We start from the raw sequence: 13,638 nt of genomic DNA, 5'->3' as shown, positions 1-13,638 counted from the left end.
CGCGATTGTAGGCGCGCATCCGCGGCGGGTCAGGCGTCGTCGAGCCGGAACGCGTCACGCAGCCAGCAGAAGCGCGGCGCCTGCGGGTCGCCCTCGGCCTGGACCACGTCGAAGCGGCATGGCAGCTGGGCCAGCTGCGGATGGGCGGCCAGGTACAGCTGCGCCGCGCGCACCAGGCGCCGGCGCTTGCCGGCATCGACCGAGGCGAAGCCGCCGCCGAAGGCGGCGCCGGCCCGGTAGCGCACTTCCACGAACACCAGCGTGCCGCCATCGCGGCCGGGTTCGAGCATCACCAGGTCCAGCTCGCCGCCGCGGTAGCCGACATTGGCGGCCTGCAGGCGCAGGCCGGCACGTTCGAGTTCAGCGCGCGCGGCCGCTTCGACCTGCGCGCCGCGGGCACGCCGGTCCACGCGCGCTCAGCGGCCGGTATTGGCCAGCGGCACGGCCACGCCGCCGCTGAAGATCGACCACTGCGGCTGGCGCACCACGTTGCCGAAGCCGTCCAGGCGCAGGGTGCCGGTGGCACCCGCCAGTTCGCCGTCGCTGCGCGTGACCAGGCGCTCGAGGAAGGCGCTCACCAGCCACGCGTCGTGGCCGAAGGCGAACAGGCGCGCCGCGCCGCCGCGTGCGGTCGGGAGCATTTCCGACACCTGGCTGTAGGGCGGCAGCCCGGCCACGCCCCGGGCCGGCCAGGCCTCGCCCGGAAACACGATGCCGTCCAGGACCACGTCCTCGCTCGCCTTGCCGGTGCCCGACACCAGCTGCGAGGCGGCGACGCGGGTGCGCGAGGCGAAGCCGGCCATCGCCAGCTGCGGCACCAGCGCGCGCGCCTGCGGGCCGCGCACCGCCAGGAACACCGAATCGGCACCGGCCGCGGCGGCCTGCGCCAGCTGCGCCGACACGTCGCCGAGCCCGCCGGCATCGACCTCGCCGACGCTCACCACGCCGGCCACGCTGCCGCCGCGTTCGCCCAGGCGCGCGCGGAAGGCGTCCACCGCGCGGCGGCCGTTGTCGTCGTTGCTGCCCACCACCAGCACCTTGCGATGCTCGCGCGCCAGCAGGTAGTCGGCCGCGGCGATGCCGTCGTCCTCCGGTGCCAGCGAGAAGGACAGGTGTCCCGGCGGCGGGGCCACGTTGCCGCGGTTGAGCGCCAGGCTGGAGACGCGCGCATCGGGCCGGGCGAACACGGCGCCGACCTCGTCGCGGCCGAGCGGGCCGACCACGAAATCGTTGCCGTCGGCGACCGCCCTCTCGTAGGCGGCCACCGCGCCGGCCGGCGTGCCGGTGGTGTCGTAGAAGGTGACCGGCGGGCGTGCGCGCCCCTCGGCGTGGTAGCCGGCGAGCAGGCCGTCGCGGACCGGGCCCGAGGCGGTGGCCAGCGGGCCGGACAGCGGCAGCAGCACCGCCAGCTTGCGCGGCGGACGGTAGCCATCCGCGGCCGCCGGCGCGCGCTGCGAGAAATCCCAGCCTTCGCCGGTGTCGAACGGGCGCGGCAGCGGCAGGCCGCGGCGCACCAGGGCGCGGCCGGCGAAGTTGTAGAGCGGATCGCCCGCCGGGAGCGCGGCGGCGCGCGCGGACAGGGTCGCATCGTCCAGCGTGGACAGCAGGCGTTCGATCTCGCGCCGGTTGCCGTCGCGGGCCGCGCCCTGCAACGCGCCGTCGGCGCGGGCCCGGGCGGCGGCGGCGCCGACCACGTCGCCCCCGGTTTCCAGGCCCTGGGCCTGCGCCAGGTGCCAGCGGGCCTGCAGCGGGGCGGGCAGGGTGGCCGGGTCGCTGCCGGCGAGCGCGGCGGACACCCCGCCGGGCTGCTTCGCGGCAATCGCCAGCTCGGCCTGCAGCAGCGCGAACCGCGCGCGGCCCGCGCCCCCGGTGCGGCGCACGTCGACCTGCGCGGCCAGGGCGCGCGCCCTGGCGTCGTCGCCCGCCTCGTGCCAGGCGAAGGCCGCGTCGGCCAGCAGCGCGTTGCGCGCGCTGCCCTTGGCGGCCGCCGCCAGCGCTTCCAGGCGCTGCGCCGCTTCGCGGGCCTGGCCTTGTTCCAGCTGGGCCAGGGCGGCGGTGTGCTCGGGCGCGGCGCTGGGCGTGGTGGCCACGCTGGCGCAGCCGGCGGCCAGCAGGGCGGCCAGTGCCGGCGCCAGCCAGCGCAGGCGGTAGGTGGGCGTGGCGGGCGATGCGTGGTTCGGCATGTCCATCCGTCGGGCCGGGCCTATCGGGGAAAGGGCTTAGGATTCTACCTTCCACCCGCCGCCCGGACCCGTGATGCCCGCCGCCACCCTGCACGTCGTCGCCACGCCCATCGGCAACCTCGGCGACCTGTCGCCGCGCGCCCAGCAGGTGCTGCGGGGAGTCGCCGCGGTCTGCGCCGAGGACACCCGGCGCAGCGGGCAGCTGCTGGCGCACTTCGGGATCGGGACGCCGCTGCTGGCGCTGCACGAGCACAACGAGCAGCAGCTGGCCGAGCGCCTGGTCGCGCGCCTGCTGGCCGGCGAATCGCTGGCCCTGGTCAGCGACGCGGGCACGCCGCTGGTCAGCGACCCCGGCTACCGCCTGGTCCACGCGGCACGCGCGGCAGGGGTCAGGGTGAGCCCGGTGCCCGGGCCGTCGGCGCTGGTGGCCGCGCTGAGCGTGGCCGGCCTGCCGAGCGACCGTTTCGCCTTCGAGGGCTTCCTGCCGGCGAAGGCCTCGGCCCGCCGCGAGCGGCTGTCCGCGCTGGCCGGCGAACCGCGCACGCTGGTGTTCTACGAATCGGCGCACCGGATCGACGAGTCGCTGGCCGACCTGCGCGCGGCCTTCGGCGACGCCCGGCCGGCGGTGCTGGCGCGCGAGCTGACCAAGCTGTTCGAGACCGTGCTGGACGGCGACCTGGCCGCCCTGCATGCGCGGGTGCTGGCCGACCCGGACCAGCGCAAGGGCGAGTTCGTGCTGGTCGTGCAGGGGGTGGGCGAGGACGCCGATGCGACGCTGGCCGAAGGCCGCCGGGTGCACGCGATCCTGGCCCGGCAGTTGCCGCCGTCGGCCGCGGCCCGGCTCGCGGCCGAGATCACCGGCGCGCCGCGCAAGGCGCTGTACGGGGCCGGCGAGGACTGACTCGCCTGGATGCCGGCGCCTGCACTATCGTCCGCTGATCGCCAGGAGCAGGGAGCGAACATCGATGCGGGCAGCGCACGCGCGGATCCTCCTGGTGTTCGTCCTGTTCGTCGCCTGCGTGCCCGCACGCGCGATGGCCGCACCCGGACCCCGCATCGAATCGATCCCCGGGGGCGCCGGGCAGCCCATGCAGGTGCACGTGTTCGCACCTCGGGCGTCCGCGCCGCGCGCGGCGATCGTCCTGTTCCACGGTGGCGGCTGGGCCTTCGGCGACGCCAGCTGGATCCACGGCACCGCACGGTGGCTGGCCGAGGCCGGCATGGTCGCGGTCTCGGTCGAATACCGGCTGTCCGATCCTGGCGGCGGCGGGTCGACGCCGTTCGATGCGGTGGCCGATGCGCGGGCGGCCATCCGCTGGGTGCGGCAGGAAGCGGCCCGGCTCGGGGTGGATCCCGGGCGGATCGCGGCCGGCGGCGTTTCCGCCGGCGCCCACCTGGCCGCGGCGACGGCCGCCTTCGACGAACCGTTCGGCGGGGAAGTGTCCGCGCGTCCGGACCTGCTGGTGCTGTGGTCGCCGGCGGTGTCGGTGGCCGGCAGCGGCTGGTTCCGTCGGCTCGCGGGTGGCGTCGCCCAGGCGGCGTCGCTGTCCCCGGACCTGCACGTCCACCGCGACATGCCCCCGGCGATCCTGCTGCAGGGCGCCGAGGACACCGTCACCCGCGCCGCCGGCGCCGAGCGCTTCTGCGCGCGCATGCGCCAGTCGCACGTGACCTGCGAACTGCACGTATATCCGGGCGTGGGCCACCTGTTCACCCGCAACCTCACTCGGCAGGAGGATCCCGACCATGCGGCGATCGACCGCGCGGTCGGTGCCCGGGCCGACGCGGAGGCGCTGGAGTTCCTGCGCGGGATGGGGTTCATCGGTTCCTGAGCGGCCGTGCGACAATGCGCCCCGGCGGAGCCGGCCAGACAGTCGCGTCATGCGCAAGCATGCCGAGGAAAGTCCGGGCTCCACAGGGCACGGTGCCAGGTAACGCCTGGGCGGCGCGAGCCGACGGAAAGTGCAACAGAAAGATACCGCCGATGGCCGGCGTCCCTTCGGGGGCACGGATCAGGCAAGGGTGAAATGGTGCGGTAAGAGCGCACCGCGAGCCTGGCAACAGGCCGGCACGGCAAACCCCACCGGGAGCAAGGCCAAATAGGGACCCCATGACGTCGCCCGCGTCGGGTCCGGGTAGGCTGCTCGAGCGTAACGGTGACGTTGCGCCTAGAGGAATGACTGTCCACGACAGAACCCGGCTTACCGGCCGGCTCCGCCCCCTCTCACTGCGACCCCGCGGCGCTCCGGCCGCGGGCGGGCGCGCGCGCCCGTGGCGTGGAAGCGCCCCGGCTGGTGCATTGCGTCATCGATGCATCCGCGCACCTGCATGCGTCTCACATGGCCTTCACACGTGACGAATCTCAAAATTTGAGACGAAACAGCGACTTGTGGAAAACCCTTGAACTTGTCTGTGAACATCGCTGCAACTCATTGACCAGACAGGTGATTTTTTCCTTCAAATCCTGTTGACAACCCTGTTGGTGACTCCTAAGGTGGACATTCGTGGGGAAACCGGGATTTCTGTGGTTTTCCGTGATTGAATGACACTCCAAGACGGGTCGGGCAGCGGCGAACGTGTTCCAGGGCGAGACCGCCATCACAGTGGACGACAAGGGGCGCGTGGCCATTCCGACGGCCTACCGCGACCTGGTCGCGCGCGAGTGCGGCAACCGCCTGGTGATCGCCTACAACCCGTTCGAGGCCGGTTCGCTCTACCTGTATCCGGTCAAGGAATGGGAGCGGGTGCGTGACGCGGTCAACGCGTTGCCCAGCACCCGCGCCGCCCACCGCAGCCTGCAGCTGAAGCTGGTCGGTGCGGCCACGCCGGTGGAGCTGGACGGCAATGGCCGCATCAGCGTGCCGGCCAGCCACCGCAGCGCGGTGGGCATCGAGAAGAAGGCCGTGCTGCTGGGCATGGGCGACAAGTTCGAACTGTGGAGCGAGCAGGCGCATCACGCGCAGATCCGGCGGACGCTGTCCGACGAGGATCTGAGCGAGCACATGCTCGACCTGAAGTTGTGATGGCGGGGGACCGGATGCGCACCGAGGCGCAGCCCGGCCACCCCGCGGACCCGTCGGCGCCGGCGGCGCACCTGCCGGTGCTGTACGCGCAGGTCATGGACGGTTTGCGTGTGGTCGAGGACGGACGCTACCTGGACGGCACCTTCGGGCGCGGCGGGCATGCACGTGGAGTGCTGGAACAACTCGGCCCGGGAGGCCGGCTGCTGCTGATGGACAAGGACCCGGAAGCGATCGCGGAGGCCGAACGGAGTTTCGGCGGCGACGCGCGCGTGTCGATCCGCCGCGGCAGCTTCGCCTCGCTCGGCGGCTGGGACGCGGCATGCGGGCTCGACGGGATCCTGTTCGACCTGGGCGTGTCCTCGCCGCAGCTGGACGTGGCCGAACGCGGCTTTTCGTTCGGCAAGGACGGCCCGCTCGACATGCGCATGGACCCGGAATCGGGCGAGAGCGCGGCGCAGTGGCTGGCGCGGGCCGAGGAGCGCGAGATCGCCGACGTGCTGTGGACCTACGGCGAGGAGAAGCAGAGCCGTCGCATCGCCCGTGCGATCGTCGCGCGGCGCGCGCAGGAGCCGTTGCTCCGCACCGCCCAGCTGGCCGGGCTGATCAACGCCGTGGTCCCGCGCGGCAAGGACAAGAGCAACCCCGCCACGCGCACCTTCCAGGCCATCCGCATCCACATCAACCGCGAACTGGCCGATCTGGAAGCCGGCCTGGACGCGGCGCTGGCCGCGCTGCGGCCGGGCGGGCGGCTGGCGGTGATCTCGTTCCATTCGCTGGAAGACCGCATCGTCAAGCAGTTCATCGCCCGCCATGCCAAGGCGCCGCCGGCGAACCGGCGCATGCCGCTGGTCCAGGCGTTCGTGCCGGTGCTGGCCGACGTCGGCGGTGGCGCGATCCGCGCCGAAGAGGCCGAGCTGGCGGCGAACCCGCGCGCGCGCAGCGCGGTGCTGCGGGTGGCCGAGAAGCTCGGCGCGGACGGGAGGATGGCCGCATGAGCCGGTTCCTGCTCGCCGTGCTGCTGCTGGCCGTGGTCGGTTCCGGCATCGCGGTGGTCTACGAGCGTTACCGCCATCGCCAGCTGTTCGTCGAGCTCAGCCGCCTCGAGCGCGAGCGCGACGAGCTCAACATCGAGTTCGGCCGCCTGCAGCTGGAGCAGGCGACCTGGGCGCAGGCCAACCGCATCGACCAGGTGGCGCGCGAGCGGCTCGGGATGAAGTTCCCGGAGGCCGAGGACATCGTGGTGGTGCGGCCATGAACCGCCCGGGCCGCAACCGCAGCACCTTCAACCTGCGCGGGCGCATGCTGCTGGTCGGCGCGACCCTGGGCCTGTGTTCGTTCGCCCTGGTCGGGCGCGCGGCGTACGTGCAGCTGGTCAATGCCGACTTCTACCAGCGCCAGGGCGAGGCCCGCTTCGTCCGCGAGATCCCGATCCCGACCTCGCGCGGCATGATCACCGACCGCAACGGCGAGCCCCTGGCCGTCTCCACCCCGGTGGAATCGGTGTGGGGCAACCCGCAGGAGCTGATGCGCCACGAGGAGCGCCTGCCGGAGCTGGCGCGCGCCCTGGGCGTGCCGCACGACGAGCTGGTGCGCCGCCTGTCGCAGCGCGCCGACAAGGAGTTCGTCTACCTCAAGCGCCGGATCAATCCCGACCAGGCCAAGGCGATCCTCGCCCTCAACGTGCCGGGCGTGTCCTCGCAGCGCGAGTTCCGCCGCTTCTACCCGCAGGGCGAAGCGATGGCCCACGTGCTGGGCTTCACCAACATCGACGACCGCGGCCAGGAAGGCCTGGAGCTGGCGTTCGACGAATGGCTGCGCGGCAAGCCTGGCAGCAAGCGGGTGATCCGCGACCGCCATGGCCGCATCGTCGAGAACATCGACCTGGTGCGTGCCGCCGAGCCGGGCAAGGACCTCACCCTCAGCATCGACCGCCGGATCCAGTTCCTGGCCTACCGCGAACTGCGCAACGCGCTGACCGCGCACAAGGCCAGCAGCGGATCGGTGGTGGTGATGGACGTGGCCACCGGCGAGGTGCTGGCCATGGTCAACCTGCCCAGCTACAACCCCAATGCGGTCACCGGCGGCGGCCAGGACACCCACCGCAACCGCGCGGTCACCGACCTGGTCGAACCCGGCTCGACCATGAAGCCGATCACCGCCGCGGCCGCGCTCAACGCCGGCAGGATCACCGCGGCCAACCGCTACGACACCAACCCCGGCTACATGGCGCTGGGCAAGTACACGATCCGCGACCACCACAACTACGGCGTGCTCGACGTCACCGGCATCATCACCAAGAGCTCGAACCTGGGCGCGGTGAAGCTGGCCGAGCCGCTGCCGAACCAGTACTTCTACGAGTTCGTGCGCGGCTTCGGCTACGGCAGCGCCCCCAACAGCGGCTTTCCCGGCGAAGCGATCGGCTCGCTGCGCGAGCCCGCGCGCTGGGACGGGTTGACCAAGGCGACGATGTCCTACGGCTACGGCCTGTCGGTGACCCCGCTGCAGATCGCGCAGGCCTACGCCGCGCTGGGCAACCACGGCCGGCTGACCCCGCCGACCTTCGTCAAGGGCCAGATCAACGAATCGCGCGAAGCGGTCAGGCCGGAGATCGCCGACCAGGTGCTGCGCATGATGCAGACCGTCACCGAGCCCGGCGGCACCGCCACCCAGGCCGCGATCCTGGGCTACCACGTCGCCGGCAAGACCGGCACCGCGCGCCAGGCGTCGGCCGGCGGCTACGCCCGCCGCTACACCACCACGTTCGCCGGCCTGGTCCCCGCGTCCAACCCGCGCTTCGCCACGGTCGTGGTGATCAACGACCCGCAGGCCGGCTCGTACTTCGCCGGCCTGGTGTCGGCGCCGGTGTTCCGCAGCGTGATGGAGGATTCGCTGCGGCTGATGGACGTGCCGCCCGACGACATCGAGACCTGGCTGGCCGCGCAGGCCAAGGGCGAGGCCAAGCGCCAGGCGTCGCTGCCGCAGCTGCCGACGGCGATCGACGAGGCCTACGGGGACGACCCGACCATCCCGCCTGCGATGGCGGAAATCGCCACCGGTGGCGCGGGCACGGGCGGCGCACGCCGATGAACCGCACGATGCCGCTCTCGCGCCTGCTGCCCGACGTCGCGCTCCCGCGCGACATCGACGTTTCCGGCCTGGTGATGGACAGCCGCGAGCTGAAGCCGGGCGACGCCTTCGTCGCCATCGCCGGGTTCGGTACCCATGGCCTGGCATTCGCCGCGCAGGCCAGCGCGGCCGGCGCGGCCGCGATCCTGTTCGAGCCGCCCGCGCCGGACGAATACCCCGCGCCCGCGGACGCCATCGCCGTTCCCGGCCTGCGTGGCCGGCTGGGGGCGATGGGCGACCTGTTCCACGGCCATCCGTCGCATGCGATGACGATGGTCGGGGTCACGGGCACCAACGGCAAGACGTCGACCGTGCAGCTGCTGGCCCAGGCCTGGCACCTGCGCGGCGTGGCCAGCGGCAGCGTCGGCACGCTCGGTGCCGGCCGCCACGGCCAGGTGCAGCCCACCGGCTTCACCACCCCGCTGGTGCTGCGGATGCATGCGTTGCTGGGCGAGCTGCGCGACTCGGGCGTGCAGGCCGTGGCGATGGAGGTCAGTTCGCACGCACTCGACCAGGGTCGCGTGGACGGCGTCCACTACGACGTCGCGGTGTTCACCAACCTCACCCGCGACCACCTCGACTACCACGGCGACATGGCCAGTTACGGCGCGGCCAAGGCCCGGCTGTTCGGCCGCCCGGGCCTGAAGGCGGCGGTGCTCAACCTGGACGATGCGTTCGGGCGCACCCTGCACGGCAGCCTGGCGGACGGCCTGCATGGCGTCGGCGTCAGCTCGCGCGGGCAGGCGGAGGCGACGCTGCAGGCCCGGGAGCTGCATTTCGACAGCCGCGGCGTCGCCTTCGACCTGGTCGTGGGCGAGGAATCGCACCCGGTGCGCTCCCCCCTGCTGGGCAGGTTCAACGTCGACAACCTGATGGCGGTGGCCGGCGTGCTGCACGCGCTCGGCGACAGCGCGGCCACGATCGCGGCGACCCTCAGCCGGCTGCAGCCCGTCGTCGGCCGGATGAACCGCCTCGGTGGCGACGGCGTGCGGCCGCTCGTGGTCGTCGATTACGCGCACACGCCTGACGCGCTGGCGCAGGCCCTGACCAGCCTGCGCGCGCATGCGGCGGCCAGGCTCATCTGCGTGTTCGGCTGCGGCGGCGAGCGCGACCGCGGCAAGCGCCCGCAGATGGCGCAGATCGCCGAGGCCGAGGCCGACGTGGTCATCGTGACCGACGACAACCCGCGGGCCGAGGACGGCGACGCGATCGTCGCCGACATCCTGGCCGGCTTCGACGCGCCGCAGGCGGTCACGATCGAGCGCGACCGCGGCCGCGCGATCGCGCGTGCGATCGGCCAGGCCGGTCCCGACGACATCGTGCTGGTCGCCGGCAAGGGCCACGAGCCCTACCAGGACGTGGCCGGCGTGCGCCACCCGTTCGACGACACCGACGTGGCGCGGCATGCGCTGGAGGGACGGGCATGAACCGGCTCCCGCTTTCGCTGGTCGCCCATTGGGCCGGTGGCGAGCTGCACGGCGACGACACCGTGATCGAGGCCGTCAGCCACGACACCCGCCAGCTCGGACCCGGCAGCCTGTACGTGGCGCTGCGCGGCGAGCGCTTCGACGGCCACGATTTCGCCGCGGACGCGGCCATGCGCGGGGCTTCGGCGCTGCTGGTGGAGCGCCTGGTCGAACTGGATCCGCCACTGCCGCAGGTGTTGGTCGACGACAGCGAGCGGGCGCTGGCCCGGATCGCCGCGGGCATCCAGCGCGACCGGCGGGCGCGGGTGGTGGCGATCACCGGCAGCAACGGCAAGACCAGCGTGAAGACGCTGGTGCTCTCGATCCTGCGGCAGGCCGGCGAGGCCTATGCCAACCCGGGCAACCGCAACAACGAGATCGGCCTGCCGCTGGCGGTGATCGACGCCCCCGAGGACGCCGACTTCGCCATCTACGAGATGGGCGCCGGCAAGCCGGGGGACATCGCCTACCTGACCGCGATCGCCCGTCCCGACGTCGCGCTGGTCAACAACATCGCCGCCGCCCACCTGGAGCGGATGGGCAGCCTGCTCGGGGTGGCCGAGACCAAGGGCGCGATCTATGCCGCGCTGGGCGACGGCGGCGTGGCCGTGGTCAACGCCGACGACGCGTTCGGCAGCTGGTTCGAGCAGCAGGTCATCCGCGCCGCCGACAGCGGCCGCCGCGTGCTGCGCTTCGGCCTGGAAACCGGGGCCGAGGTCACCGCGCGCGAAGTGCAGGCAACCGGCGGCGGCAGCGGCTTCGTGCTGGTGTCGCCGCAGGGCGAGGTCGAGGTCGAACTGGCGCTGCCCGGTCGCCACAACGTGCTCAACGCGCTCGCCGCCGCCGCGGTCGCGCTGGCCTGCGACGTGCCGCTGGCCTCGATCGCCGCCGGCCTGGCCGAGGCCCGGCCGGTGCCGGGGCGGCAGGTCGCCCATGCGCTGCCCGGCGGCGCCCTGCTGATCGACGACAGCTACAACGCCAACCCCGGCTCGCTCGCCGCGGCGATCGACGCGCTGGCCGGTTCGGGCGACGAGGCCTGGCTGGTGCTGGGTGACATGCGCGAGCTGGGCGCCGGGGCCGAGGCGCTGCACGCCGACGCCGGCACCCGGGCGCGCGAGGCGCGGCTTGAGCGCCTGTACGCCCTGGGTCCGCTGAGCGCCGCCGCGACGCGGGCCTTTGGCGACCAGGGCCGGCATTTCGATACGCACGAGGCGCTCGCCGCGGCGCTGCACGCGGACCTGCGCGCGCGCGCGCAGGCGGCGCCGTCCGATGGCGGGGGGCGGGGCTTGCGCGTGCTGGTGAAAGGTTCGCGCGGAAGCGCGATGGACAGGATCGTGACCGCGCTGCTCGCGCAAGGGGACGCTACGAATGTTGCTTGAGCTGGCGCGCTGGCTGCAGGGGCTGGAGAACTTCTTCGGCCTGTTCGGCTACCTGACGTTCCGCGGCATCCTCGCGGCGCTGACCGCACTGTTCCTGTCGCTGTGGTGGGGGCCGGCGGTGATCCGCCGCCTCGGCCAGCTCAAGGGCGGCCAGCCGATCCGCAAGGACGGCCCGCAATCGCATTTCTCCAAGGCCGGCACCCCGACCATGGGCGGCGCGCTGATCCTGTTCACCGTGCTGGCCTCGGTCCTGCTGTGGGGCGACCTGCGCAACAAGTACGTGTGGGTCGTGCTGCTGGTGATGCTGGCCTTCGGCGCCATCGGCTGGTACGACGACTGGATCAAGATCGTCCGCCGCGATCCGAACGGGCTGAAGTCGCGCTGGAAGTACCTGCTGCAGTCGATCTTCGGCCTGGCCGCCGGCCTGTACCTGTGGCTCTACGCCGACGTGCCCGCGGCCACGACCTTCTACGTGCCGTTCTTCAAGTCGATCGCGCTGCCGCTGGCCGGTATCGGTTTCGTGGCGATCGCCTACTTCTGGATCGTCGGATTCTCCAACGCGGTGAACCTGACCGACGGCCTGGACGGCCTGGCGATCATGCCCACCGTGCTGGTGGCCTGCGCGCTGGGCGTGTTCGCGTACGCCTCGGGCAATGCGGTGTTCTCCAACTACCTGCAGATCCCGCAGGTGCCGGGCGCGGGCGAGCTGACCATCATCTGCGCGGCCATCGCCGGCGCGGGCCTGGGCTTCCTGTGGTTCAACACCTATCCGGCGATGGTGTTCATGGGCGACATCGGCGCGCTGGCGCTGGGCGCGGTGCTCGGTACCGTGGCGGTGATCGTGCGCCAGGAACTGGTGCTGGTGATCATGGGCGGCATCTTCGTCATCGAGACCCTCTCGGTGATGATCCAGGTGGCCTCGTTCAAGCTGACCGGCAAGCGCGTGTTCCGGATGGCGCCGATCCACCACCACTTCGAGCTGAAGGGCTGGCCGGAGCCGCGCGTGATCGTCCGCTTCTGGATCATCTCGGTGATCCTGGTCCTCGTCGGCCTGGCCACGTTGAAGGTCCGCTGATGAACGACCTCTCGCGCCAGGCGACCCGGCTGGAAGCCATCGGCGGCCAGTTCGACCCGTGGCTGACCGGCGCGGCGCTGGCGCTGGCCTGCCTGGGCGTGGTCATGGTCGGCTCGGCCTCCGTGGCGATCGGCGAGAACCTCGGCGTGGGCCCGTTCCACTACCTGGTCCGGCACGTGCTGTTCCTCGGCGTGGGCATCGCCCTGGCCGCCGTGGTGATGCGCACCGAGCTGAAGACGGTGGAGCGGTACAACCAGCTGCTGCTGCTGGGCTGCTTCGTGCTGCTGCTGCTGCCGTGGCTGCCGGGCCTGGGCGTGAGCGTCAACGGCGCCCGGCGCTGGATCAACCTGGGCGTGTCGCGCTTCCAGGTGGTCGAGGCGGTGAAGGTGATCTACATCGTGTGGCTGGCCAGCTACCTGGTCCGGTTCCGCGACGAGGTCAACGCGACCTGGCAGGCGATGCTCAAGCCGCTGGGCGTGGCGGTGCTGCTGGTCGGCATGCTGCTGGCCCAGCCGGACTTCGGCTCGGCCACGCTGCTGCTGGCGATCACCGCCGGCATGCTGGTGCTCGGTGGCGTGAACCTGCCGCGGATGTCGCTGCCGATCGTGATCGGCCTGCCGGCACTGGCCGCGCTGGCCATCTTCGAGCCGTACCGCATGCGCCGCATCACCTCGTTCCTGGACCCGTGGGCCGACCAGCTCGGCTCCGGCTACCAGCTGACCAACGCGCTGATGGCGGTCGGCCGCGGCGAATGGCTCGGCGTCGGGCTGGGCGCATCGGTGCAGAAGCTCAACTACCTGCCCGAGGCGCACACCGACTTCATCTTCTCGGTGATCGCCGAGGAGCTCGGCTTCGCCGGCGTGTGCATGGTGGTCGCGCTGTACGGCCTGCTGGTCGGGCGCGCGCTGTACCTCGGCATGAAGTGCGTGGAGATGCGGCGCCACTTCCCCGGCTACATCGCCTTCGGCGTGGCGCTGTGGATCGGCATGCAGAGCTTCGTCTCGATCGGGGTGAACCTGGGCATGCTGCCGACCAAGGGCCTGACCCTGCCGCTGGTCTCGTCGGGCGGCTCCAGCGTGATGATGACCTGCGTGGCGATCGGCCTGCTGCTGCGCGTCTCCTACGAACTCGACCGCGCCGAGCGCCAGCGTGCCGTGCGGCACGAGGCCATGCCGGCCGGTGCGGGCGCGGACGCCGTGCCGGAGGCACCGCGCGAAGTGCCGGTCGCCGCCCGCTCCGCCGCGTCCCGGCAAGCCACCACGCCGGTCGATGCGCATCCGGTCGCCCACGCGGCGGCGATGGGCCTGCGCGGGCGCGGCACCTCGCGCGTCGAGCCGACCTTCGGGAGCTTCTCGTGAGCGCCGCCGCGCCCGCCGCCAGCACCCG

General features: G+C 72.5%; 12 protein-coding genes and 1 other RNA gene. 11 read left to right on the top strand and 2 right to left on the bottom strand.

What is annotated here, in order from left to right; all coding sequences use genetic code 11:
- Positions 1 to 29 precede the first annotated feature (29 nt).
- Together ACA089_RS08935 and ACA089_RS08930 are read right to left on the bottom strand one after the other, a co-directional pair.
- Positions 30 to 410 (bottom strand): YraN family protein, encoded by a 381-nt coding sequence (locus tag ACA089_RS08935; protein WP_372015885.1) that lies wholly within the window; start codon positions 408 to 410, stop codon positions 30 to 32.
- A 6-nt stretch (positions 411 to 416) separates the two neighbouring features.
- Complete coding sequence (locus tag ACA089_RS08930; RefSeq protein ID WP_372015882.1) at positions 417 to 2,183, bottom strand: penicillin-binding protein activator; 1,767 nt, start codon at positions 2,181 to 2,183, stop codon at positions 417 to 419.
- 73 nt (positions 2,184 to 2,256) lie between these two features.
- Between ACA089_RS08930 and rsmI the strand changes: the two genes are divergently transcribed.
- The 11 genes from rsmI to ftsW all read left to right on the top strand — a co-directional run bounded on the left by rsmI (position 2,257) and on the right by ftsW (position 13,610).
- Positions 2,257 to 3,084: a 16S rRNA (cytidine(1402)-2'-O)-methyltransferase gene (gene rsmI / locus ACA089_RS08925; RefSeq protein WP_372015879.1), complete on the top strand. Its 828-nt coding sequence runs from the start codon at positions 2,257 to 2,259 to the stop codon at positions 3,082 to 3,084.
- Between the two features lie 64 nt (positions 3,085 to 3,148).
- The gene (locus tag ACA089_RS08920) at positions 3,149 to 4,015 is read left to right on the top strand and encodes an alpha/beta hydrolase (RefSeq protein ID WP_372015877.1); all 867 of its coding nucleotides are present in this window, start codon (positions 3,149 to 3,151) and stop codon (positions 4,013 to 4,015) included.
- Positions 4,016 to 4,041: 26 nt separating this feature from the next.
- An RNA gene (gene rnpB / locus ACA089_RS08915) (RNase P RNA component class A) lies at positions 4,042 to 4,403 on the top strand.
- A 356-nt stretch (positions 4,404 to 4,759) separates the two neighbouring features.
- Positions 4,760 to 5,206, top strand: coding sequence for a division/cell wall cluster transcriptional repressor MraZ (gene mraZ / locus ACA089_RS08910; RefSeq protein ID WP_372015875.1), 447 nt, complete (start codon positions 4,760 to 4,762; stop codon positions 5,204 to 5,206).
- A 14-nt stretch (positions 5,207 to 5,220) separates the two neighbouring features.
- Complete coding sequence (rsmH, locus tag ACA089_RS08905; protein WP_372017723.1) at positions 5,221 to 6,201, top strand: 16S rRNA (cytosine(1402)-N(4))-methyltransferase RsmH; 981 nt, start codon at positions 5,221 to 5,223, stop codon at positions 6,199 to 6,201.
- Positions 6,198 to 6,461, top strand: coding sequence for a cell division protein FtsL (gene ftsL / locus ACA089_RS08900; protein ID WP_372015872.1), 264 nt, complete (start codon positions 6,198 to 6,200; stop codon positions 6,459 to 6,461). The genes rsmH and ftsL overlap by 4 nt, the downstream gene beginning before the upstream one ends.
- On the top strand, positions 6,458 to 8,293 hold the full coding sequence (locus ACA089_RS08895; RefSeq protein ID WP_372015871.1) for a peptidoglycan D,D-transpeptidase FtsI family protein: 1,836 nt from the start codon (positions 6,458 to 6,460) through the stop codon (positions 8,291 to 8,293). The genes ftsL and ACA089_RS08895 overlap by 4 nt, the downstream gene beginning before the upstream one ends.
- Positions 8,290 to 9,759 carry a UDP-N-acetylmuramoyl-L-alanyl-D-glutamate--2,6-diaminopimelate ligase gene (locus tag ACA089_RS08890; protein WP_372015869.1) on the top strand — a complete coding sequence of 490 codons (1,470 nt, stop codon included), beginning with the start codon at positions 8,290 to 8,292 and terminating at the stop codon, positions 9,757 to 9,759. Before ACA089_RS08895 ends, ACA089_RS08890 begins: the two co-directional genes overlap by 4 nt.
- The gene (locus tag ACA089_RS08885) at positions 9,756 to 11,177 is read left to right on the top strand and encodes a UDP-N-acetylmuramoyl-tripeptide--D-alanyl-D-alanine ligase (RefSeq protein WP_372015866.1); all 1,422 of its coding nucleotides are present in this window, start codon (positions 9,756 to 9,758) and stop codon (positions 11,175 to 11,177) included. Before ACA089_RS08890 ends, ACA089_RS08885 begins: the two co-directional genes overlap by 4 nt.
- Entirely contained in the window at positions 11,167 to 12,252 is a 1,086-nt protein-coding gene (mraY, locus tag ACA089_RS08880) for a phospho-N-acetylmuramoyl-pentapeptide-transferase (protein WP_372015864.1), read from the top strand. The genes ACA089_RS08885 and mraY overlap by 11 nt, the downstream gene beginning before the upstream one ends.
- Complete coding sequence (ftsW, locus tag ACA089_RS08875) at positions 12,252 to 13,610, top strand: putative lipid II flippase FtsW (RefSeq protein WP_372015861.1); 1,359 nt, start codon at positions 12,252 to 12,254, stop codon at positions 13,608 to 13,610. The genes mraY and ftsW overlap by 1 nt, the downstream gene beginning before the upstream one ends.
- Positions 13,611 to 13,638 lie beyond the last annotated feature (28 nt).

Origin of the sequence: Pseudoxanthomonas fibrivorans (assembly GCF_041464125.1) — a bacterium.
Taxonomy (GTDB): domain Bacteria; phylum Pseudomonadota; class Gammaproteobacteria; order Xanthomonadales; family Xanthomonadaceae; genus Pseudoxanthomonas.
This window is presented reverse-complemented; position numbering and strand designations above follow the sequence as displayed.

Excerpts from the sequence above, each read along its gene's own strand:
- ftsL (WP_372015872.1), top strand. The coding sequence starts at position 6,198 with ATGAGCCGGTTCCTGCTCGCCGTGCTGCTGCTGGCCGTGGTCGGTTCC.
- rsmH (WP_372017723.1), top strand. The coding sequence starts at position 5,221 with ATGCGCACCGAGGCGCAGCCCGGCCACCCCGCGGACCCGTCGGCGCCG.
- ACA089_RS08890 (WP_372015869.1), top strand. The coding sequence starts at position 8,290 with ATGAACCGCACGATGCCGCTCTCGCGCCTGCTGCCCGACGTCGCGCTC.
- ACA089_RS08895 (WP_372015871.1), top strand. The coding sequence starts at position 6,458 with ATGAACCGCCCGGGCCGCAACCGCAGCACCTTCAACCTGCGCGGGCGC.
- ftsW (WP_372015861.1), top strand. The coding sequence starts at position 12,252 with ATGAACGACCTCTCGCGCCAGGCGACCCGGCTGGAAGCCATCGGCGGC.
- ACA089_RS08885 (WP_372015866.1), top strand. The coding sequence starts at position 9,756 with ATGAACCGGCTCCCGCTTTCGCTGGTCGCCCATTGGGCCGGTGGCGAG.
- mraY (WP_372015864.1), top strand. The coding sequence starts at position 11,167 with ATGTTGCTTGAGCTGGCGCGCTGGCTGCAGGGGCTGGAGAACTTCTTC.
- ACA089_RS08930 (WP_372015882.1), bottom strand. The coding sequence starts at position 2,183 with ATGCCGAACCACGCATCGCCCGCCACGCCCACCTACCGCCTGCGCTGG.
- ACA089_RS08920 (WP_372015877.1), top strand. The coding sequence starts at position 3,149 with ATGCGGGCAGCGCACGCGCGGATCCTCCTGGTGTTCGTCCTGTTCGTC.
- rsmI (WP_372015879.1), top strand. The coding sequence starts at position 2,257 with ATGCCCGCCGCCACCCTGCACGTCGTCGCCACGCCCATCGGCAACCTC.